Annotated in this window: 8 protein-coding genes; all 8 read left to right on the top strand. The window is 72.8% G+C overall.

What is annotated here, in order from left to right; translation table 11 throughout:
- Window positions 1-34: 34 nt before the first annotated feature.
- The gene (locus AB0D53_RS29040; RefSeq protein ID WP_362451926.1) at window positions 35-1,264 is read left to right on the top strand and encodes a cytochrome P450; all 1,230 of its coding nucleotides are present in this window, start codon (window positions 35-37) and stop codon (window positions 1,262-1,264) included.
- An 11-nt stretch (window positions 1,265-1,275) separates the two neighbouring features.
- Entirely contained in the window at window positions 1,276-1,470 is a 195-nt protein-coding gene (locus tag AB0D53_RS29035; RefSeq protein ID WP_266354939.1) for a ferredoxin, read from the top strand.
- Window positions 1,471-1,665: 195 nt separating this feature from the next.
- A complete protein-coding gene (locus AB0D53_RS29030) occupies window positions 1,666-3,201 on the top strand; it encodes an AMP-binding protein (protein ID WP_362451925.1) in 1,536 nt (511 codons plus the stop codon).
- Complete coding sequence (locus AB0D53_RS29025) at window positions 3,198-4,460, top strand: type III PLP-dependent enzyme (RefSeq protein ID WP_362451923.1); 1,263 nt, start codon at window positions 3,198-3,200, stop codon at window positions 4,458-4,460. The genes AB0D53_RS29030 and AB0D53_RS29025 overlap by 4 nt, the downstream gene beginning before the upstream one ends.
- On the top strand, window positions 4,457-4,960 hold the full coding sequence (locus AB0D53_RS29020; protein ID WP_362451922.1) for a cobalamin-dependent protein: 504 nt from the start codon (window positions 4,457-4,459) through the stop codon (window positions 4,958-4,960). Before AB0D53_RS29025 ends, AB0D53_RS29020 begins: the two co-directional genes overlap by 4 nt.
- Window positions 4,957-6,345 carry a methylaspartate mutase gene (locus tag AB0D53_RS29015; protein WP_362451921.1) on the top strand — a complete coding sequence of 463 codons (1,389 nt, stop codon included), beginning with the start codon at window positions 4,957-4,959 and terminating at the stop codon, window positions 6,343-6,345. Before AB0D53_RS29020 ends, AB0D53_RS29015 begins: the two co-directional genes overlap by 4 nt.
- A 111-nt stretch (window positions 6,346-6,456) precedes the next feature.
- Window positions 6,457-22,821, top strand: a complete 16,365-nt coding sequence (locus AB0D53_RS29010) for a type I polyketide synthase (RefSeq protein WP_362451920.1) — start codon at window positions 6,457-6,459, stop codon at window positions 22,819-22,821.
- Window positions 22,822-22,828: 7 nt separating this feature from the next.
- Window positions 22,829-23,025: polyketide synthase docking domain-containing protein (locus AB0D53_RS29005; protein ID WP_362451919.1), on the top strand; the 197-nt coding region annotated here is incomplete at its 3' end.

The raw sequence follows: 23,025 nt of genomic DNA, 5'->3' as shown, positions 1-23,025 counted from the left end.
ACCCCCGAGCGCAGCGACATCGAGAGAAGGAACCATGTCGGATCTCGTCGACACATGCCCCCATGCCCAGCCCCGTCCGTTCCCGCTGGAGCGCACCGGCTGCCCGCTGGACCCCGCCCCCGAGTACGCCGTCCTGCGGGAGACGGAGCCGGTCTCCCGGGTCAAGCTGAAGTTCAACGGCCGTGAGGCCTGGCTGCTCACCCGCTACGAGGACGTCCGACAGATGCTGGTCGACCCCCGCTTCAGCTCCAACATGGCCGACCCCGGCTACCCGCTCCAGTTCGCCTTCCCCATGGAGCTCCTCGGCAAGGTCAAGCCCGCCCTGCTGCACATGGACCCGCCGGACCACACCACGCACCGCATGATGCTGATGCCGGAGCTCAGCGTGAAGCGCGTCGAGGCCATGCGGCCGCGCACCCAGGAGATCGTCGACGAATGCATCGACGCGATGCTGGAGCACGGCGGGCCGGTGGACCTGGTGTCCATGCTGTCGATGCCGGTGCCGTCCATCGGGATGTGCGAACTCGTCGGTGTTCCACAGGAGTCGGCCGAGCTGTTCCACCGCTGGGTCACCCTGCTCGTCACCCAGGGCAGCGCCGAGGAGCACGCCTCGGCCAACGCCGAGGTCGAGATGCTGCTCTACCAGCTCATCGCCGAGCGCCAGGAGAACCCGGGCGACGACCTGATCAGCAGCCTGCTGGAGCGCAACGCCACCGAGAACGAACTGGAACCCGCAGACATCAGCGCCCTGGTCCGCGCCATGATCGCGGCCGGCCACGAGAGCACCGTCAACGGCATCTCCGTCGGTGCTCTGGTACTCCTCCAGCATCCGGAGCAGGCCGACTGGCTGCGCGCCCACCCCGAACTGTCCGGCCAGGCCGTGGACGAGCTGTCCCGTTACTCCAGCATCTCCGACCACGGCACCGTCCGGGTCGCCCTGGAGGACGTCGAGATCGGCGGCCAGCTCATCCGGGCCGGTGAAGGAGTCATCTGCTCGCTCTCCGCGTCCAACCACGACCCGGCGGTCTTCAAGGACCCCAACACCCTGGACCTGACACGCCGCGAGGCGCGCCACAACGTCGCCTTCGGCTTCGGACGGCACCAGTGCGCGGGACAGATGCTCGTCCGCATGCAGCTGGAGGTGGTCTTCACGACCCTGCTGCGCCGCATCCCCGGACTGCGTCTGGACGCGACCCTGGACGAACTTCCCTTCAAGGCCAACGCACTCATCGACGGCCTCCACGAGCTGCCGGTTACCTGGTAAAGGAGTTTCCCATGCGTGTGATCGTCGACCGAGAGCGCTGTGTCGCGGCAGGTTCCTGTGTGATCACCTCTCCCGCCGTGTTCGACCAGAACGACGAGGACGGCAAGGTGGTGCTGCTCATCGAGACCCCGGACGAGAAGCTCCGCGAGGAAGTCCTGGAGTCCGTCAACGTGTGCCCGGTCGCGGCGCTGAGCGTCGCCGACTGAGACCGGAAGGGCCCCGCCGGTCCGCCGGGGCAGGCGACCCACCCCTTCCTGGCCCTGAGGGGGCCGTCTTGCACTCGCCTGCGGGACGGCCCTGCCCCGGCTCCCCGGACGCCCCGTCATTCCCCGAAGAGCCCGGACCCGTCGGCCACGACGGCCGTCCCGCTACCGCCCTCACCCGAAAGCGACGTTGGAACCGTGGAGAATCCGAACACCACCTGCGCGCGGATGCCGCACGGGAACGGCGGGACGGTCCATTCCCTGCTCGACGAAGCAGCCGCCGAGACCCCCGGACGCCCCTGCCTGACCGACCCGTTCGGCCGGGTCACCTACGAACGGATGGCCGCCCTCAGCCACGGATTCGCCGCCTGGCTGACCCGGCGGGGCGCCCGCCGCGGCGACCGGCTGCTGGTCCAACTGCCCAGCCGCCGTGAGCTGGTCGCCATGGTCTACGGGGCCTCGCGCGCCGGCGTGATCCTGGTACCGCTCAACCCCGCGATGAAGGAGTACCACCTCCGTTCCGTCATCGAGGACGCACAGCCCGCCCTGGTCATCGGCGACGGTCCCGGCACCGCAGTGCTGGAAGGAATCGCCGAGGTACCCGTGGTCGACCTCGCCGCGGTCTGGCCCGAGATCGAGGCGGCGGCACAGCAGGACGCACCGCCGCCCGTCGACGTACGGCCCGACGAGACGGCCTTCCTCGTCTACACCTCCGGCAGCACCGCGGCACCCAAGGCCGTCATCTGCCCGCACCAGCAGGTCACCTTCGCCTCCCGTGCCATCCAGCAGGTACTGCGCTACGGTCCGGACGACGTCGTCTTCTGCCGCTTCCCGATCTCCTGGGACTACGGTCTGTACAAGGTGCTGCTCACCGCACTCGGCCGGTCCGAACTCGTCCTGGCCGGCGGCGAGTCCGACCTCGTCCTGCTGCGCAGGATGCGCGAGACCGGTGCCACCGTCGTGCCGATCGTCCCCTCACTGGCCGCGATGATCGGCACCCTGGCCCGGCGCGACCAGGAGGACCCTGCCCCGGTTCGCATGTTCACCAACACCGGTGCCGCGCTGCCCTCCCACGCCGTCACCGCGCTGCGGGACGCGTTCCCCGGCGCGCAGGTCGTCCGTCAGTTCGGCCAGACCGAGTGCAAGCGCATCACCGTCATGCCGCCCGACGAGGAACACCTCAGGCCGCTCTCCGTCGGCCTGCCCCTGCCCGGCACGTCCGTGCTCATCCTCGACGCCGACGGCGAGCCCGTCCCGGTGGGGGAGACCGGCGAGATCGTCGCCGTGGGTCCGCACGTCATGCCCGGCTACTGGCAGCGGCCCGAACTGACGGCCCGTACCTTCCGCCGCGACCCGGAGACCGGCGCCCTGCGTCTGCACACGGGGGACTACGGCCGGCTGGACGAGGACGGCTACCTCTACTTCGAGGGCCGCCGCGACGACATGTTCAAACGCAAGGGCATCCGGATGAGCACGGTGGAGATCGAGGCCGCCGCGATGGACATCCCCGGGGTGCGCACCGCCGCCGCACTGCCTCCCACCGACAGCCGCGACCTGATCATCTTCGCCGAGACCGAGCTGGCGCCGCACACCGTACTGAAGGAACTGGCCGAACGCCTGGAGTCCGCCAAGGTCCCCGCACAGTGCCGGGTCCTGGCCGAACTGCCGCTGAGCCTGCACGGGAAGAACGCCCGCCAGGCGCTGGTGGAGATGATCGACGGAGAAGGGCGATGAGCCGCTACCAGGCACTGGCCGAACGATTCGGCACACCGCTGTACGTGTACGACCTCGATGAGCTCGACGCGGCCCGGCAGGACCTCTTCGGTGCGCTGCCCGAGGAGTTCACCCTCTTCTACGCCCTCAAGGCCAACCCGCACCCCGGCGTGGTCCGGGCGCTGAGAGAGGGCGAGGGACGGTCCTGCCGGCCCGAGATCAGCTCGACCGGTGAGCTGGAGGCTGCCCTCGCCGCGGGGTTCCGGGCCGAGGACTGCCTCTACACCGGACCGGGCAAGACCCCGGGCGAACTGGACGAGGCGATCGGCCTCGGGGTGCGGCTCTTCTCCACCGACTCCGTCTCCGACGTACGCCATGTGGCCGAGGCCGCCCGGATGCACGGAGTGACGGCGGACTGCCTGCTCCGCGTCAACAGCGCCTCCGCGAGTGCCACCAGCAGTATCCGGATGACCGGCACCCCCTCGCAGTTCGGCTTCGACAGCGAGACCCTGGCCGAGGTACTGCCCCAGCTGAGGGAGATCGACGGAGCCTGCATCGCCGGCCTGCACTTCTTCCCGCTGAGCAACGCCAAGGACGAGTCCAGTCTGATCGGCGAGTTCCAGCACACCATCGAACTCGCCGCCCGCCTCCGGCGCGAGCTCGGTCTCCCGCTGCGCCTCCTGGACATCGGCGGCGGATTCACCGTCCCCTACGCCGTCCCCGGCGAGCGGGGCGCCTATCCCAAGCTGCGTGGCGAGCTGGAGGCCGCGCTCGACACCCACCTCCCGCAGTGGCGCACCGAAGGGCCGGAGATCGCCTGCGAATCCGGCCGCTACCTGGTCGGCGCGAGCGGCACCCTGGTCGCCCGTGTCAGCAACGTCAAGGTCAGCCGCGGCCGGAAGTTCGTCATCCTCGACGCCGGCATCAACACCTTCGGAGGCATGTCGGGTCTCGGCCGGCTGCTCCCCGTCGCCGTGGGTGTCGAGCCGGGGGAGACGGTCGAATCCGCCAGCCTGGTCGGCCCGTTGTGCACACCCGGCGACATCCTGGGGCGGGAGATAGACCTTCCGGCACTCACCCCCGGAGACCTGGTCACGATCCCCAACGCCGGGGCGTACGGCCCGACCGCCAGCCTCCTGATGTTCCTCGGCAGGCCGGCGCCCACCGAGGTGATCGTCCGCGGCGAGGAGGTGCTGTCCGTCTCCCGGATCGAGCACCGGCGCGCCTATCGGACCCTGGACGGCTCCGTCCCGACGAGCACCGAGGGAGCCACCCGGTGACCGGCGGCCCCACCCCCGACCGCGGGACCAGCTCGGTCACCGCGGCGCAGCGGCGCGGCACCGTCGTCGTGACCACCGTCGCCTCCGACTCCCACACCTGGAACCTGGTCTTCCTCCAGCTGCTCATCGAGGAACTGGGCTACGAGGTGGTCAACCTCGGCGCCTGCGTCCCGGACCGGGTCCTGGTGGACACCTGCCGGGAACTGGCCCCCGACCTCGTGGTGATCAGCACCGTCAACGGGCACGGACACCACGACGGACTGCGCGTCATCGACACCCTGCGCTCCTGCGGTGAACTCGCCGCCACCCCCGTAGTCATCGGGGGCAAGCTCGGCATCGCCGGGAAGCAGAGCACCGGGTCGATCCAGGAGCTGATCACCGCCGGATTCGACGCGGTCTTCGACGACGCCTCGACCAGCACACTGGAGTTCAGCCGGTTCGTCACCGCGCTTCCCGTGGCCTCGCCCCGGCGGGCGGCCCGTACCGAGGCCGTGGCGTGAGACCGGGCGCGCGTCCACCGGTGCGGACGGCCGAGGGAGCGCGCCCGGTCGACTTCGGAGCCTTCGTCCGGGCGAGAAGCGGCTCCGGAGCACTCGTGGTCCAGCCGCGCATGGGATTCAGCGACCCCGCCGCCATGCGCACGGGGCTCGCCGCGACTCGTGCGGCGGACGCCGTGACGGTGGGCACCGTCACCCTCGACAGCTACACCAGGGTCGGCGAACTGGCCTTCGTCGAGAGTGCCCTGCGGGCCGGGACCGACCTCAACGGCTACCCCATCGTCAGCTACGCCCCGGCCGTCACCGAGCAGGTCCTCGCCGGCATCCGGTCCGAGGAGTTCCCCGTCCAGGTCCGGCACGGATCGGCGGTGCCCGACGACATCTTCGCCGCGCTGCGCACCTCGCTGATCAACGCCACCGAGGGCGGGCCCGTCTCGTACTGCCTGCCCTACAGCCGAACCCCGCTCGGCGACTCCGTACGGAACTGGATCCGCTGCACCGGGGACTTCGCGCAACTGCGGGACTCGGGCGTGGAACCACATCTGGAGACGTTCGGGGGCTGCATGCTCGGGCAATTGTGCCCACCGAGCCAGCTGGTCGCACTCAGCGTCCTCGAAGCGCTCTTCTTCTGCCGGTACGGAATACGCAGCGTCTCCCTCAGTTACGCCCAGCAGACCCATGCCGGGCAGGACCTCGAAGCGATCGCCGCATTGCGGCGGCTGAGCCGCGAATTACTTCCCACGCAGAACTGGCACGTGGTCGTCTACGCCTACATGGGGATGTATCCGACCACGGCCCGGGGCGCCCGCCGGCTGCTGGAAGAAGCGGCCCGCCTCGCCGTGCGCTCCGGTTCGGAACGGCTCATCGTCAAGACGGTCGCCGAGTCGCGCCGCATCCCGACGATCGCGGAGAACGTGGCGGCGCTGGAGTCGGCGGCCCGGGTCGCCCGGGAGGAGAGCGCAAGGCCCAACGAGTTCGCCGCCGAGGCGGACTCGCAGACGTATGCCGAGGCCAGAGCCCTGATCGAAGGAGTCCTCGACCTGGCGCCGGACATCGGGCGCGCCCTGGAACTCGCCTTCAAACAGGGGTGCCTGGACATCCCCTACTGCCTCCACCCGGACAACCACGGCCGTGCCCGGAGCTACATCGACGGCGACGGGCGGCTGCAGTGGGCCAGTACCGGGCGGCTCCCACTCGGCGGGCTGGTGGGGCGCGGCAGCGCCCGGGAGGTCACCTCGTCCGGTCTGCTCGCCGATCTTTCCTACGTACAACGGACATTCGACCTGGCGGCGCTGGATTCCGGCGGACCCGAGCAGTGGACGGGTCCTGGGATTTCCCCCGTGCGTGCCGGACCCCCTTCCCGCCGTGAATTGCCGCGAAAAGCTTAGGGGGCCCTAGGGGCTGTGTCCGGCCCCCTCGCCTTCATAGCGTGACACGCAGTGGTGCGGTTCCTTGGTGATTTCCGTCCGGTGACGGGCGACGAATTGTGTGGAGTGCAGATGACCGAGTCCGGAAACTTCGTCTCTGGCACCGACGGTGTGCCCGGCGGGATCACGCTGCAGCAGGCCGCGCTCGTGCGCGAGCTGGAGTCCCTCCCCACCGCCGAGCAGACGCGGGTGCTGCTCGACCTGGTACAGGAGAACGCCCTCACCGCGCTGCGGCAGGCCCGTCCCGACGCGCCGGCGGTCGTGGAGGCCGACCGCGCATTCCGGGAACTGGGGCTCGACTCCGTCGCCCTCGTCGCGCTGCAGGCCCGTCTCACCGCGGCGACCGGCCTCACCCTTCCCCCTACCGTCGCTTTCGACCACCCCTCACCGGCCGCTCTGGCCGCGCATCTGCGCACGGAGGCGCTCGGTCTGCCCGACCGGCCGGAGCCCGTCGTCGCGCCGGCCGGCGCGACCGACGACCCGATCGCCGTCGTCGGCATCGGCTGCCGCTACCCCGGTGATGTCGCCTCGCCGGAGGACCTGTGGCGGCTGGTCGCGGAAGGCACCCATGTCCGGGACGAGTTCCCCACCGACCGCGGCTGGGACCTCGACCGGCTCTTCGACGACGACCCCACCACCCCCGGCACCACCTACGCCCGGCACGGCGGATTCCTGTCCGACGCCGCCGGGTTCGACGCCGACTTCTTCGGCATCAGCCCCCGCGAGGCGCTCGCGATGGACCCGCAGCAGCGGCTCGTGCTGGAAACCGTCTGGGAGGCCGTCGAGCGCGCCGGCATCGATGCGGGGACCCTTCACGGCAGCCGTACCGGAGTGTTCGTCGCCGCCGAGCCGCAGGAGTACGCCATGCGGCTGCACGAGGCACCGGACGGCCTGGACGGCTATCTGCTCAGCGGCAACGCCCCCAGCGTCGTCTCCGGGCGGGTCTCCTACACCCTCGGCCTCGAAGGACCGGCGCTGACCGTCGACACCGCCTGCTCCGGGTCGCTGGTCGGCCTGCATCTGGCCGTCCAGTCGCTGCGCCGCGGTGAGTGCGGCCTCGCGCTCGCGGGCGGCGTCGCGGTCATGGGCAGCCCCGGCACGTTCACCGCGTTCAGCAGACAGCGCGGTCTCGCACCCGACGGGACCGTCAAGGCCTTCGCCGCCGCCGCGGACGGCACCGCCTTCGCCGAAGGCGTCGGCGTCTTCGTGTTGGAGCGCCTGTCGGACGCACGGGCCAACGGCCACCCCGTGCTCGCCGTCATCCGAGGCACGGCCATCAACCAGGACGGCGCGTCCAACGGTCTCACCGCACCGAGCGGACGGGCCCAGCGCCAGGTGATCCGGCAGGCGCTCGCCGACGCCGGTCTCACCGCGGCAGACGTCGACGCCGTCGAGGCGCACGGCACCGGCACCACCCTCGGTGACCCGATCGAGGCTCAGGCGCTCCTGGCCACCTACGGCCGGGAGCGGACCGGCGGACCGGTCTGGCTGGGATCGGTGAAGTCCAACATCGGGCACACCCAGGCAGCGGCCGGGTCGGCCGGACTGATCAAGATGATCATGGCGATGCGCAACGGTCTCCTCCCGGCGACCCTGCACGTCGACGCACCCTCTCCGCACGTCGACTGGACGGCCGGCGAGGTCCGCCTGCTGACCGAAGCCGTGCCCTGGGCCCCGTCCGCCCGCCTGCGCCGGGCCGGCATCTCCTCCTTCGGCGTCAGCGGCACCAACGCGCACCTCATCGTCGAGGAACCGCCCGCCGCCGAGACCGGATCCGCTGCCGGCGAGGGTGACGGCACCCGGGCCGCGGCCGGACAGCCCCTGCCCGCGATGGTCTCCGCCAGGAGCGAGGAGGCCCTGCGCGACCAGGCCAGGCGCCTGATCGCCCGTGTCGAGGGCGATCCCGCCCTGCGCCCGCTGGACGTCGCCCACTCGCTCGCGACGACCCGCGCCGCCCTGCCCCACCGCGCCGTGGTGCTCGCCGACGACCGCGACGGCCTGCTCGCCGGACTGCGCGCGGTCGCCGACGGCCGGGACGCCCCGGGCGTGAGCGCATCCGTCACCGGCGGGACCACCGCCTTCCTCTTCACCGGACAGGGCAGCCAGCGGCTCGACATGGGCCGCCGGCTGTACGAGGCCTATCCCGTCTACGCCAAGGCCCTCGACAACGCCATCGGCTATCTCGACCTCCAGCTCGACCAGTCGCTGTGGGACGTCCTGTTCGCCGACGAGGGTTCCCCCGAGGCCGCGTTGCTGGACCGCACCATGTACGCGCAGGCGGCCCTCTTCGCCGTCGAGGTCGCCCTGTTCAGGCTCCTGGAGTCCTGGGGGATGCGCCCCGACTACGTGGCGGGGCACTCGATCGGCGAGCTGACCGCGGCCCACGTGGCCGGTGTGCTCTCGCTCGACGACGCCGCGACCCTCGTCGCCGCCCGCGGCCGGCTGATGCAGGCACTCCCCGAGGGCGGCGCGATGATCGCGGTGCAGGCGTCCGAGGAGACGGTGCAACCGCTGATCGCGCACTGCCGTGACACGGTCGGCATCGCCGCGGTCAACGGGCCTGAGTCCGTCGTGCTGTCCGGGGACGAGGACGCGGTGACCGCGCTGGCCGCGCAACTGGAAGGCGCCGGGCACCGGACCAAGCGGCTCAGGGTCAGCCACGCCTTCCACTCGCCACTGATGGCCCCCGTGCTCGACGAGTTCCGCCAGGTCGCGCAGATCCTCACCTACGCGCCGCCGAAGCTCCCCGTGGTCTCGGCCCTCACCGGCCGCATCGCCACCGCCGAGGACCTCGGCGACCCGGAGCACTGGGTCCGGCACATCCGTGAAGCCGTCCGCTTCCACGACGTCGTCCGCCTGCTGGACGACCGGGGCGTCACCACGTACCTCGAACTGGGGCCCGACCCGGTGCTCTGCGCGATGGGCCGCGAGAGTGCCGGTCCGGCGGCCGTGTTCACCTCCGTGCTGCGCAGCGGCCGGGACGAGCCACGGCAGCTGCTCTCCGCGCTGGCCGTCGCCCACACCCGCGGCGCCCGCGCCGACTGGCACGCGTTCTTCGCCGGGACCGGCGCGCACCTGGTCGAACTGCCCACCTACGCCTTCCAGCACAGCAGGTACTGGCTGAGCGCTCCGGTCGCCGCCCAGGACGCGACCGCGCTCGGCCAGGTCGCCGCCGGACACCCGTTGCTGGGTGCCGTCGTAGGCCTCGCCGACACCGGCGGCGCTGTCCTCACCGGCCGGGTCTCGCTCCGCTCGCACCCCTGGCTCGCCGACCACGTCATCGCCGGCCACGCCCTGCTGCCCGGTACCGCCTTCGTCGACCTCGCGGTCGGGGCGGGCGCACAGACAGGTGCCGAGCGTCTCGACGAACTCGTGATGGCGGCCCCGCTGCCGCTGCCCACCACCGGCGGTGTCGCCCTGCAGATCGTCGTCGACCCGGCCGACGCGGCCGGACACCGAGCCCTCGCCTTCTACTCCCGTGACGAGGATGCCGCCGACGACGCACCGTGGACCCGGCACGCGACGGGACAGCTGGTCCCGCAGGACGAACCCGGGCCCGGAACGGCGGACTTCGCCGCGGGCATCTGGCCGCCGCCCGGCGTCGAACCCGTCGACATCACCGGCCTCTACGACGACCTGGCCGCACAGGGCTACGGATACGGCCCCGCCTTCCACGGCCTGCGGGCGGTGTGGCGCGGGGCGCCCGGTGAGGTGTTCGCCGAGGTCCGGCTCCCCGAACCGGCCGGTGACCGGTCGGCCGCCTTCGGCCTGCACCCCGCGCTCCTGGACGCGGTCCTGCACGCCACCGACTTCGCCACCGGCACCCGGCAGACGGACGGGCGCGTCCTGCTCCCGTTCGCCTGGAGCGGCGTCACCCTCCACGCGAGCGGTGCCACCTCGCTGCGGGTGCGCATCACGGCGACCGGAACCGACGAGGTCGCCCTCGAACTCGCCGACACCACCGGCGCGTCCGTCGCCTCCGTCGACTCCTTCCTCGTCCGTCCGATGGCCGCCGACGGACTGGCGGCCGCCGCGCACCACGACGCCCTCTTCCACGTCCGGTGGATCCCCCTGCCCGTCCCCTCGGCGAGCCCCGGCACCGCCGACACGACGCTGCACACCGTGCCGGCTGCGACCGGGGACGACCTGCCCGCCGACGTCCGCGCCGCGCTCGACGACATCCTCACGGCCGTGCGGACCCGGCTCGACGACGAACAGCCCCGGCGTGGCCGGCTGGCCGTAGTGACCCGTGACGCCGTCGCCGTCGCACCGGGGGATCGGCCCGACCTGGCGCAGGCACCCGTCTGGGGACTGGTGCGCTCGGCCCAGGCCGAGCATCCGGGCCGCTTCGTCCTCGTCGACACCGACGGCTCCCTCGCCCCCGACGAACTGCTGGGCATCGCCGCACGTGCGACCGAGCCCGAACTGGCCGTGCGTGCGGGCCAGGTGTACGTACCCAGGCTGTCCAGGGTCCCCGACATCCCGCAGCCCGCCGCCACCCCCTGGCGGAGCGCCGGCACCGTCCTGATCACCGGTGGCACCGGCGGTGTCGGCGCCACGCTGGCCCGTCATCTGGTCACCGAACACGGCGTACGCGGACTACTTCTGACGAGCCGTCAAGGAATGGCGGCACCCGGAGCGGAGGAACTCCGGGCGGAGCTCACCTCACTGGGCGCCGAAGTCACGGTGGCCGCGTGCGACATCGCAGACCGCGAGGCGACGGCCGCCCTGCTCGGCGCCGTGCCGGACCGGCTGCCGCTGACCGCGGTGGTCCACGCGGCAGGCGTCCTGGACGACGGACTGGTCGACGCGCTCGACGCCGCACGGCTCGACACCGTTCTGCGGCCCAAGGCCGACGGAGCCTGGAACCTGCACGAACTCACCCGGGACCACGGCCTCTCGGCCTTTGTCCTGTTCTCCTCGACGGCGACATTCCTGGACGGCGCCGGACAGGGCAACTACGCCGCCGCCAACGTCTTCCTCGACGCCCTCGCCGCGCACCGCCGCGCCCTCGGCCTGCCGGCCACCTCGCTCGCCTGGGGCCTGTGGACCGGCACCGGCGGCATGGGCGGCTCCCTCGACGAGGCCGCGCTCCGGCGCATCGAACGCCTCGGTCTGCAGCCCCTGTCCGCCGCGGAGAACCTTGCCCTGCTCGACCGCGCGGTCACCACCGACGCCGTGCCGGCCGTCGTCCCCGTACGCCTGAACCTGCGCGCCCTGAACGCACGCGCCGCCGACATCCCGGCCGTCCTGCGCGGCCTGGTCCGCCCGCCGCGCCGCTCCGTGGACGCCGGCGGGGTCAGCGTCGAGCAGTCGCTCAGCCGCAGGCTCACCGGCCTGACCCGCGCCGAACGGGGCGACGTCCTCCTCGACCTCGTCCGCACCCAGGTCGCCGCCGTCCTCGGTCACGAGGGACCCGAACGCGTTGTCCCGACCCGGGCCTTCAACGAGACGGGCTTCGACTCCCTCGCCGCCGTCGAGCTCCGCAACCGGCTCGCCTCGGCGACCGGACTGACACTGTCGGCCACCCTCGTCTTCGACTACCCGTCCCCCGGCTCGCTCGCCGACCACCTCGCGGGACGGCTCGGCGGCGACACCGACCGCACCGGTCGCCCGCACGCCCCTGCGGTCACCACCGCGGCCGACGACGAGCCCATCGCCATCGTCGCGATGGCGTGCCGCTATCCCGGGGGCGTGACCTCGCCCGAGGAGCTGTGGCAGCTGGTCGACGAGGGGCGCGACGTCGTCTCCGCCTTCCCCACCGACCGCGGCTGGGACGCCGACGTCCATGACCCCGACCCCACCGCGCAGGGCAGAAGCCTGACCGACCAGGGCGGATTCCTCTACGACGCCGCGGACTTCGACGCCGAGTTCTTCGGCATCAGCCCCCGCGAGGCCCAGGCCATGGACCCCCAGCAGCGACTGCTGCTGGAGATCGCCTGGGAGACTGTCGAGCGCGCGGGCATCGATCCGCACACGCTGCGCGGCAGCGACACCGGCGTCTTCGCCGGCGTGATGTACCACGACTGGGGCCTGCGCCTGGGTCCCCTGCCCGAGCACGTGGCGGGTTACCACGGCAACGGCAGCCTCGCCAGCGTGGTGTCCGGGCGCGTCGCCTACACACTGGGCACCGAAGGCCCCGCCGTCACGGTCGACACCGCGTGCTCGTCCTCACTGGTCGCGATGCACTGGGCCGCCCAGGCCCTGCGCAGGGGCGACTGCGGGCTCGCCCTCGCGGGCGGCGTCACGGTCATGTCCACCCCCGACACCTTCGTCGACATGAGCCGGCAGCGCGGCCTCGCCGCCGACGGCCGCTGCAAGTCCTTCGGCAGCGGCGCCGACGGTACCGGCTGGGGCGAGGGTGTCGGCATGCTCCTGCTGGAGCGGCTGTCCGACGCCGAACGCAACGGGCACCGGGTGCTCGGCCTGGTCCGCGGCTCCGCGGTCAACTCCGACGGCGCGTCCAACGGTCTGACCGCCCCCAACGGTCCTGCCCAGCAGCGCGTCATCCGCCGGGCCCTCAGCGAGGCCGGTCTCACACCCGCCGACGTCGACGCCGTCGAGGGACACGGCACGGGCACCACCCTCGGCGATCCGATCGAGGCACAGGCCCTGCTCGACACCTACGGCCGCGAACGCCCCGAGGACGGCAGCCCGCTCCTGCTCGGCTCCATCAAGTCGAACATGGGCCACACCCAGGCCGCCGCCGGAGTCGCGGGCGTCATCAAGATGGTGCAGGCCATGAGGCACGGCATCCTTCCCGCGACTTTGCACGCCGAGGAGCCCTCGCCGCAGGTGGACTGGGCGTCGGGCGCCGTGGAACTCCTGACCGGCTCCACCCCCTGGCCCACGCACGGCCGCCCGCGCCGGGCCGGGGTGTCGTCGTTCGGCATCAGCGGCACCAACGCGCACGTCATCATCGAGGAGCCGCCCACCCGGCCGGCCGACGACGCACCAGCGGCCCCGCCCGTCGCCCCGGCCGGCCTGGTGTCGTGGCCGCTGTCGGCGAAGACCCCACAGGCCCTGGACGCACAGGCCACGCGCCTGATCAGCCACCTCGAAACCGTCTCCGACGACGCCCTCGCCGCCACCGGGCACGCGCTGGCGACCACGCGCGCCGCGCTCGACCACCGGGCCGTCGTCCTGGGCGCCGACCGTACAGAACTGGCAGCCGGCCTCCTGGCCGTCGCCTCCGGCACCGGGCCCGTACGGGACCAGGTCAGTGAGGGGAAGGCCGCCTTCCTGTTCACCGGCCAGGGCGCCCAACGCCTTGGTATGGGACAGGAGCTGTACCGGTCCTTCCCGGTGTTCGCGGAGGCTTTCGACGCGGTGCTGGCCGAACTGGACGCACAGCTGGGAAGTCCGCTGCGCGACGTGATGTGGGGCGAGGACGCCGACGCCCTGAACGGGACGATGCACGCACAGGCCGGCCTGTTCGCGGTGGAGACCGCGCTGTTCCGTCTGCTGGACTCGTGGGGCATACGCCCCGCCCTCCTGATCGGGCACTCGGTCGGTGAGATCACCGCCGCGCACGTGGCGGGGGCGCTGTCGCTGTCGGACGCGGCCCGGCTGGTCGTCGCGCGCGGCCGGCTGATGCAGGCGCTGCCCGTCGGCGGCGCGATGGCCGCCGTCGAGGCGACCGAGGCCGAGGTGCTGCCGCTGCTGACCGGCGCGATCGGCATCGCCGCGGTCAACGGGCCGCGCGCCGTGGTCGTCTCGGGTGCGGAGGACGCGGTCTCGGACCTCGCCGCCGCCTTCGGCGGCCAGGGCCGCAGAACCACCGCCCTGCGGGTGTCGCACGCCTTCCACTCGCCGCTCATGGAGCCGATGCTCGCCGAGTTCGGTGCGGTCGTGGCCGGCCTGGACCTCGGCCGCCCGTCGCTCCCGGTCGTGTCCGGCGTCACGGGCGACCTGGCGCAGGACTGGGGAAGCGCCGACTACTGGGTCCGGCACGTGCGGGACGCGGTCCGCTTCGCCGACTCCGTACGGTTCGCCGAGAGCCGCGGCATCACCACCTACGTCGAGCTCGGCCCGGACGCCGTGCTCAGCGGCATGGGCCAGGACTGCGTCGAGCACCCGGACGCCGCGGCGTTCGCCGCCACACTGCGCCGGGAACGGTCCGAGGCCCGCGAACTCCTCACCGCCGTCGGCCGGCTCCACACCCGGGGCGTTCCCGTCGACTGGGACGCCCTCTGCGGCCTCAGCGGCACCGGACAGGGCCCCGACCTGCCCACCTACGCCTTCCAGCACCAGCGGTACTGGCTCGACGCGGTCGCCGGAGCCGGCGATCTGGACGCGGCCGGTCTCGAACCGGTCGCCCACCCCCTGCTGAGTGCCGCCGTGGCGACCCCGGACACCGGTGGCGTCGTCCTGACCGGACGGCTCACCACCAGCGCCCAGCCCTGGCTCGCCGACCACGGAGTGCTGGGCAGCGTCCTGCTCCCGGGCACCGGTTTCGTCGAGCTGGCGATCCGGGCGGGCGACCACGTCGGCTGCGGCCGCGTCGAGGAACTGCTCCTCGAAGCACCCCTGACCCTCCCGGCCCGTGGCGGTGTCTCCCTGCGCGTCGTCGTCGGCGCGGCGGACGGATCCGGCGCCCGGCCGGTCAGCATCCACTCCCGCACCGGCAACGACCCGGACAGCCCCTGGACGCGCCACGCCTACGGCACGCTGACCCGCGAAGCCCCCGCGCCCGCCTTCGAACTGACCCAGTGGCCCCCGGCCGGGGCCGACCCGGTGGACGTCACCTCCGCCTACGAGCGGCTGTCCGCACGCGGCTACGCCTACGGGCCCGCCTTCCAGGGGCTGCGCGCGGCATGGCGACGCGGTGACGACGTGTTCGCCGAGGTGTCCCTCGACGGACCGGCCCGCGACGAGGCCCCCGCCTTCGGCCTGCACCCCGCGCTCCTCGACGCCGCCATGCACGCCGACCTGCTGAGCGACCCGGCCGCCGACGCGGCGACGCTGCTCCCGTTCTCCTGGAACGGTGTCACGCTGCACGCCGCCGGAACGCCCTCGCTCCGCGTGCACATCCAGCGCATCCGCGGCGACGAGGTGTCCGCCATCATGGTCGCCGACGACAGCGGCGCCCCGGTGGCCACCGTCGGGTCCCTGGTCTCCCGGGAGGTCTCGCCGGAGCAGATCGCCGCAGCCTCGGGCGCCCTGTCCGCCTCGCTCCACCGCATCGCATGGCAGCGGTCCGTACCCACCGCCCCGCAGCCCGCACCCGCCGACGACGCCTCCGCGTACACGGTCCTCCACTGCCCGGCCACGCCCGCCGACCCGGACGTCCCGGCGGCCGTGCGCGCGCTGACCCACCACGTCCTCGCCGAGCTCCAGGCGTGGCTCGCCGACCCCGCGTCGGCCACCCGCCGCCTGGTCGTCGTCACCCGGCGCGCGATGGCCGTGCACCCGGGCGAGGACCCCGACCCGGTCCAGGCCACCGTCTGGGGGCTGGTACGGGCCGCGCAGGCAGAGAATCCGGGCCGCTTCCACCTCGTCGACCTCGGCCCCGAGGACGACGGCGACGCACCCGCGACGGCCGCGGCGATCGCCGCGGCCGCCTCCAGCGCCGAGCCCGAAACCGCGGTCCGGCAGGCGGAGTCGTGGGTGCCCCGGCTGAGCCGGGCCACCCCGGCCGACCCGGCGCGCCCCGCCCCGTGGGACACGGACGGCACCGTCCTCATCACCGGAGGCACCAGCGGTCTCGGCGCACTCGTCGCCCGCCACCTGGTCACCGAGCACGGTGTCCGGCACCTGCTGCTCGCCGGCCGGCGCGGCATGGAAACGCCCGGTGCCGAACTCCTCGTCGCCGAACTCACCGGCCTCGGGGCCGAGGTCGCCGTCGCCGCGTGCGATGTCGCCGACCGAGACCGGCTCGCCGGACTCCTCGACGGCATCACGCCGGAACACCCGCTGCGCGGCGTCGTGCACGCCGCCGCGGTCGCCGACGGCGGACTGGTCGGCACTCTCACCCCCGAGGGATTCGACGCCGTTCTTCGCCCCAAGGCCCACGGGGCGTGGACCCTGCACGAGCTGACCAGGGACACCGACCTCACCGCCTTCGTGATGTTCTCCTCCGCGGGCGGCCTCGTCCTCGCCGCGGGACAGGCGGACTACGCCGCGGCGAACGTCTTCCTGGACGCGCTGGCCACCCACCGCGCAGCCGCCGGACTGCCCGCGACCTCCCTCGCGTTCGGCATGTGGGAGGTCAGCACCGGCCTCGGCGGTGACCTCACCGCGGCGGACCTGGAACGCATGAAGCGGCTCGGCCTGCCCGCGCTGCCCGCCGACCGGGGACTCGCCCTCTTCGACGCCGCCGTCACCACCGGCGACACCGTCGTCGTCCCCCTCACCGTCGACGCGAAGGCACTCGCCGCGCGCACCGACGAACTGCCCGCGCTGCTCCGCGGCCGCGTCCGCACACCCGTGCGCCGCACCGTGCAGCCAGGGGCGTCCGGCTCCGCACTGGAAGGACGCCTCGCCGGCGCGGCCCCCGAGGAGCGCGCCCGCATCCTGCTCGACGCGGTCCGCACCCAGGTGGCCGCTGTCCTGGGCCAGCCGTCGCCCGAGGCGGTCGGCCCCGACACCGCCTTCCGCGAGCAGGGCTTCGACTCCCTCGCCGCGGTGGAACTGCGCAACCTGCTGGCCGGAACCACCGGGCTGCGGCTGCCCGCCACCCTTGTCTTCGACTACCCCAGCTCCCGTGCCGTGGCCAGCTACCTCGACACCCTGTTCACCGGCACGGCACCCGCATCGCCGGCCGTCACCACCCCCTCGGCCCCGGTCGACGACGAACCCATCGCGGTCGTCGCCATCAGCTGCCGCTTCCCCGGCGGAGTCCGCTCGCCCGAGGACCTGTGGAACCTGGTCGCCGACGGCGTCGACGCCATCGGTGACTTCCCCGCCGACCGCGGCTGGGACGCGGACGCGCTCTACGACCCCGAGCCCGGCCTGCCCGGCCGCACCTACGTACGCGAAGGCGGATTCCTCTACGACGCCGCCGAGTTCGACCCCGAGTTCTTCGGCATCATGCCCCGTGAGGCCCTCGCCATGGACCCGCAGCAGAGGCTGCTGCTCCAGTCCGCGTGGGAGACCTTCGAGCGCGCCGGGATCGACCCGGAGACCCTGCGCGGCAGCCAGACCGGCGTCTACGCCGGTGTGATGTACCACGAGTACGGCAGTCGCGTCACCGACGTCCCCGACGACCTGGCCGGCTATCTCGGCAACGGCAGCGCGGGCAGCATCGCTTCCGGCCGCGTCGCCTACGCGCTCGGCCTCGAAGGGCCGGCCGTCACCGTCGACACCGCCTGCTCCTCCTCCCTCGTCAGCCTCCACATGGCCTGCCAGGCGCTGCGCACGGGCGAGATCGACCTCGCGCTGGCAGGCGGCGTCACGGTCATGCCGACCCCCGAGATCTTCGTCGACTTCAGCAGGCAGCGGGGCCTCGCCGCCGACGGCCGCTCCAAGGCGTTCGCCGGTGCCGCCGACGGCACCAGCTGGGCCGAGGGCGTCGGGCTCCTGCTCGTCGAGCGGCTCTCCGACGCCCGGCGCAACGGCCACCCGGTCCTCGCCCTGGTCCGGGGCAGCGCCATCAACCAGGACGGCGCGTCCAACGGCCTCACCGCGCCCAACGGCCCCTCCCAGCAGCGCGTCATCCGCAAGGCACTGGCCGCCGCCGGACTCGCACCGACCGATGTCGACGCGGTGGAGGGCCACGGCACCGGAACCCGGCTCGGCGACCCGATCGAGGCGCAGGCCCTGCTCGCCACCTACGGCCAGGACCGGCCCGCCGACCGTCCGCTGTGGCTCGGCTCGGTCAAGTCGAACATCGGGCACGCCCAGGCGGCAGCCGGTGTCAGCGGAGTCATCAAGATGGTGATGGCCCTGCACCACGGTCTGCTGCCCAGAACCCTGCACGTGGACGAGCCGTCGCCCCGGGTGGACTGGGAATCCGGCGACGTACGGCTGCTGACGGAACCGGTCACCTGGCAACCGCAGGACCGGCCGCGCCGCGCGGGCATCTCCTCCTTCGGGCTCAGCGGCACCAACGCCCACGTCATCATCGAGGAAGCGCCCCGGGCCGCCGCACCGGCCACCGGGGCCGGCACACCGGACGAGGCCGCCGGGCCCGTCCACCAGGAGCAACTGCCCGTCATCCCCCTGCTGCTGTCGGCCCGCAGTTCCAAGGCGCTCCGTGCACAGGCCGGCCGGCTCCTGACCCACCTGGAGACCGAGCCGGAGCAGTCGCTCATCGACATCGGCTTCTCCCTCGCCACCACCCGCGCCGCCCTGGACCACCGGGCCGTCCTCCTTCCGGCCGACCGCGAAGGGGCCGTACGCACCCTCACCGAACTGGCCGGGGGCGATGCGGGCAACGACGCCACCGATGTCATCACCGGCTCCGGAACCCTTCCGGAAGGCCTGACGGCGTTCCTGTTCACGGGTCAGGGTGCGCAGCGGCTGGGGATGGGGCAGGAGCTGTATCGGTCCTTCCCGGTGTTCGCTGAGGCTTTTGATGCGGTGGTGGGGGAGTTGGATGTCCGGTTGGGGTGTTCGTTGCGTGATGTGGTGTGGGGTGGGGATGCGGGTGTGTTGAGCGGGACGTTGTTTGCGCAGGCGGGGTTGTTCGCTGTGGAGACGGCGTTGTTCCGTTTGGTGGAGTCGTGGGGTGTGCGTGCGGATGTGGTGGCGGGTCATTCGGTCGGTGAGATCGTGGCGGCGCATGTGGCGGGGGTGTTGTCGCTGGGTGATGCGGCGGAGTTGGTGGTGGCGCGTGGTCGTTTGATGCAGGCGTTGCCGGTGGGTGGGGTGATGGTGGCGGTGGCCGCGTCGGAGGGCGAGGTGTTGCCGTTGCTGGGTGGGGGTGTGGGGTTGGCGGCGGTGAATGGTCCGTCGTCGGTGGTGGTGTCGGGTGTGGAGGAGGGGGTGCTGCGGGTGGCGGAGCATTTCGCGGGTCTGGGGCGCCGGACGAAGCGGCTCACGGTGTCGCACGCGTTCCACTCCCCGCTGATGGACCCCATGCTCGCTGAATTCCGCCAGGTCGCGGAGCGCATCTCGTACCACACACCGGCCCTCCGCGTGGTCTCCCACGTGACCGGCACCGCCGCGACCGCCGAACAGCTCACCTCCCCCGAGTACTGGGTGACCCATGTGCGCGAAGCCGTCCGCTTCGCCGACGGCATCCGTCACCTGGCCGCCGAAGGCGTCAACCGGTTCCTGGAACTGGGCCCCGACGCCGTGCTCACCGCGCTCGCCGAGTCCTCCTCCCACCTGCCCGCACAAGCGCTCGCCGTACCGGCCCTGCGCAAGGGCCGCCCGGAGGCCGCATCGCTGCTCGCCGCCGTCGCCCGGCTGCACGTCGCCGGCTCGGCCCCCCGCTGGGGCGACATCTTCGACGGCCGCGGCGGACAACGCGTCCAACTGCCCACATACGCCTTCGACCGCACCACGTACTGGCTCGACGCACCCCCCGCCGACACCGGCGACGTGACGAGTCTCGGCCAGACCGCCGCCGCGCACCCGCTCCTCAGCGCGGTCGTCGCCTCCCCGGAGGCGGGCGGCGTGGTGCTCACCGGACGCCTCTCGATCCGCAGCCACCCCTGGCTCGCCGACCACGACGTCCTCGGCACCGTCCTCCTCCCCGGCACCGGGTACGTGGAACTGGCGATCAGGGCCGGTGAGGAGGTCGGCTGCGACGTGGTCGAGGAACTCACCATCGAGGCCCTGATGCCGCTCCCGCCGCACGGCGGACTCGCCGTCCAGGTCGTCGTCGACGCACCGGACGCCGACGGCCGCTGCTCGCTCAACGTGTACTCCCGGCCCGACGACGCCGCCGTCGACGCACCCTGGAGCAAGCACGCCAGCGGCGTACTCGCCCCCGGCACAACGGAGTTGGCGAGCGCCGCCCCGTTCGGACTCGACACCACCGTCTGGCCGCCCGAGGGAGCCACCGCCGTCGACATCGACGGGGTCTACGACTACCTCACCGGCCAGGGCTACGGATACGGGCCCATGTTCCGCGGCCTGCGCGGCATCTGGTCCCGCGGCAAGGAGACGTTCGCCGAGGTCTCCCTGCCCGAGGACTCCCTCGCCGTCGGCGCCGATTTCCGGCTCCACCCCTCCATTCTCGACGCGGCCCTCAGCGCGACCGACTTCATGGACGGCCGACGGCCGCAGGACGTCGGAGGTACCCAGCTGCCCTTCGCCTGGTCCGGAGTGACCCTGCACGCCGCGGGCTCCTCCCAGCTGCGCGTCCGCATCACCGCCGTCGAGTCCCACCGCTCCCAGGGATCCGACGCGGTACGGCTCGAACTCGCCGACCCGCAGGGCACACCGGTCGCCACCGTCGAATCCCTCGTGGTGCGCCCCGTCACCGCGGCGAAGGTCAACGCCGCCGCGGCCGCCGGAGGCGGCGAACGCGAAGCCATGTTCCACCTGGTCTCCCAGCAACTTCCGCTCGGTGCCGCGGCCGCCGCGTCCACCGACCGCTGGGCCGTCGTCGGCAGCGACCCGCACGGCACCCTCACCGCCGGGGCCGACAACGCGTTCACCACCTACCCGGACCTTTCGGCGCTCGGCGCGGCCGTCACGGACGGAGCACCCGTCCCCGAAGTGGTCCTGCTTCCCGTCCTGTCCGCCGACGGAGCCGACCTCCCGGCCGCCGTCCGTGCCGTGACCGGACACGTCCTGGAGACGCTGCAGACCTGGCTGGCCGACGCACGGTACGCGACCGCCCGCCTCCTCGTCGTGACCCGCAAGGCAGTCACCGTCACCGACGACGACGCCGCAGCCGTGGACCTCGCCCAGGCACCGGTGTGGGGGCTGCTGCGAGCGGTCCAGGAGGAATACCCCGGCAGATTCGTCCTCGTCGACTCCGACGGATCCACGACGGCTCGCGAATCCCTGCCCGCCGTGGCCGCCGCCGGAGAATCCGAAGTCGTCCTGCGCGGAGCCGAAGTACGCGTACTCCGGCTCGCCCGCATGGCCGCCGCAGCGCCCACGCGCCCCCTGCCCTGGGACCCGACCGGTACCGTGCTGATCACCGGCGGCACCAGCGGGCTCGGCGCCGTCGTCGCCCGCCACCTGGTCGAACAGCACGGCGTACGCCACCTGCTGCTGGCCGGCCGACGAGGTCCGGATGCCCCCGGCGCCACCGAGCTCCGGGACGAACTGAACGCGCTCGGCGCCCAGGTCACCGTCGCCGCCTGCGACGTGGCCGACCGGACAGCCGTGGACGAGCTGCTCGGCACGGTGCCCGCCGACCACCCACTGACCGCCGTGGTCCATGCGGCAGCCACCATGGACAACGCCCTGGTGGGCTCACTCACCCCCGCACAGTTCGACACCGTGCTGCGCCCCAAGGCCGACGCGGCCTGGCACCTGCACCGAGCCACCCGTGACCTGGACCTGAAGGCGTTCATCCTGTTCTCCTCCTGCGCCGGCCTCGTGGTCGGGATCGGACAGGGCAACTACGCCGCGGCCAACCGGTTCCTCGACGCCCTCGCCGCCCACCGCCGCGCAGCCGGACTGCCCGCCACCTCCCTGGCCTTCGGACTGTGGGAGACCCGGACCGGACTCGGCGGCGGCGTCACCCACGCCGACCTGCGACGGATGCGCACCCTGGGCATGCCCGCCCTGCCCACCGCCGACGGGCTCGCCCTGCTCGACGAGGCACTCACCCTCGACGAAGCGGTCCTCGTACCGATCCGGGTGGAGCCGGCCGAGCACACGACCGGCGAACCGCCGCTGCTTCTCAAGGACGTCCTCGGTGCACCGTCCCGGCCGGCCCCCCGCAAGGAGGTACGCGCACCCGCCGTCACCGCGGTGGCGGCCCCCGCAGCCGAACTCCCCCTGGAACAGCGGCTGTCCGGGATGAAGGAGGCCGAACGCAAGCGCACCGTCCTCGACATCGTCCGCGCCGAGGTCGCCGGAGTCAGCCACAGCGTCCCGGCCACGATCGACGTGTCCAAGGGCTTCACCGAGCTGGGCCTCGACTCGCTCGCCGCGATCGACCTGCGCAACCGCCTGCAGAAGGCCACCGGCCTCCGGCTGCCGGCCACGCTCATGTTCGACTACCCCAGCCCGCAGGTGCTGGCGGACTTCCTCCTCGACGAACTGCCCCACGGCATCGACGAGACCACCCCCGACACGACCGGCGCCGCGCAGAAGCACCCGGGGACACCCCAGGGACCGGACGACACGGAGATCCGGCGGGCACTGGCAGCCATTCCCGTCACCGCGCTCCGCGAGGCCGGGCTGCTGGACGCGCTGCTGAAGCTCGCCGGCCCGTCGGACGCCGCACAATCCGGCGGTTCCGGAACACCGGCGCCCCAGGGCGAGGCCGCCCAGGCCGGCGAAGCGATCAGGACCATGGACGTCGACGACCTGGTGCGCGCCGCGCTCGCGTCCGCCGACCCGAACCGTAGCGAGGGCTGAGGACATCATGGAAGCATCAGTTGAGCAGTTGGTTGCGGCACTCCGCGCATCCATGCTGGAGAACGAACGGCTCCGCTCCCGCAACGAGCAGCTGGTCGGCGACGCCACCGAACCGATCGCGGTGGTGGGGATGGCGTGTCGTTATCCGGGTGGGGTGGGTTCTCCGGATGATCTGTGGGATCTGTTGGTGGAGGGTCGGGACGG

It is taken from the genome of Streptomyces sp. NPDC048295 (assembly GCF_040652135.1).
In the GTDB taxonomy this organism is placed as follows: Bacteria; Actinomycetota; Actinomycetes; order Streptomycetales; family Streptomycetaceae; genus Streptomyces.
The sequence above is the reverse complement of the archived record's forward strand: the minus strand, read 5'-3'. Positions and strand labels throughout refer to the sequence as shown.

Coding starts and splice junctions, on each gene's coding strand:
- AB0D53_RS29025 (WP_362451923.1), top strand. CDS start 3,198: ATGAGCCGCTACCAGGCACTGGCCGAACGATTCGGCACACCGCTGTAC.
- AB0D53_RS29035 (WP_266354939.1), top strand. CDS start 1,276: ATGCGTGTGATCGTCGACCGAGAGCGCTGTGTCGCGGCAGGTTCCTGT.
- AB0D53_RS29040 (WP_362451926.1), top strand. CDS start 35: ATGTCGGATCTCGTCGACACATGCCCCCATGCCCAGCCCCGTCCGTTC.
- AB0D53_RS29010 (WP_362451920.1), top strand. CDS start 6,457: ATGACCGAGTCCGGAAACTTCGTCTCTGGCACCGACGGTGTGCCCGGC.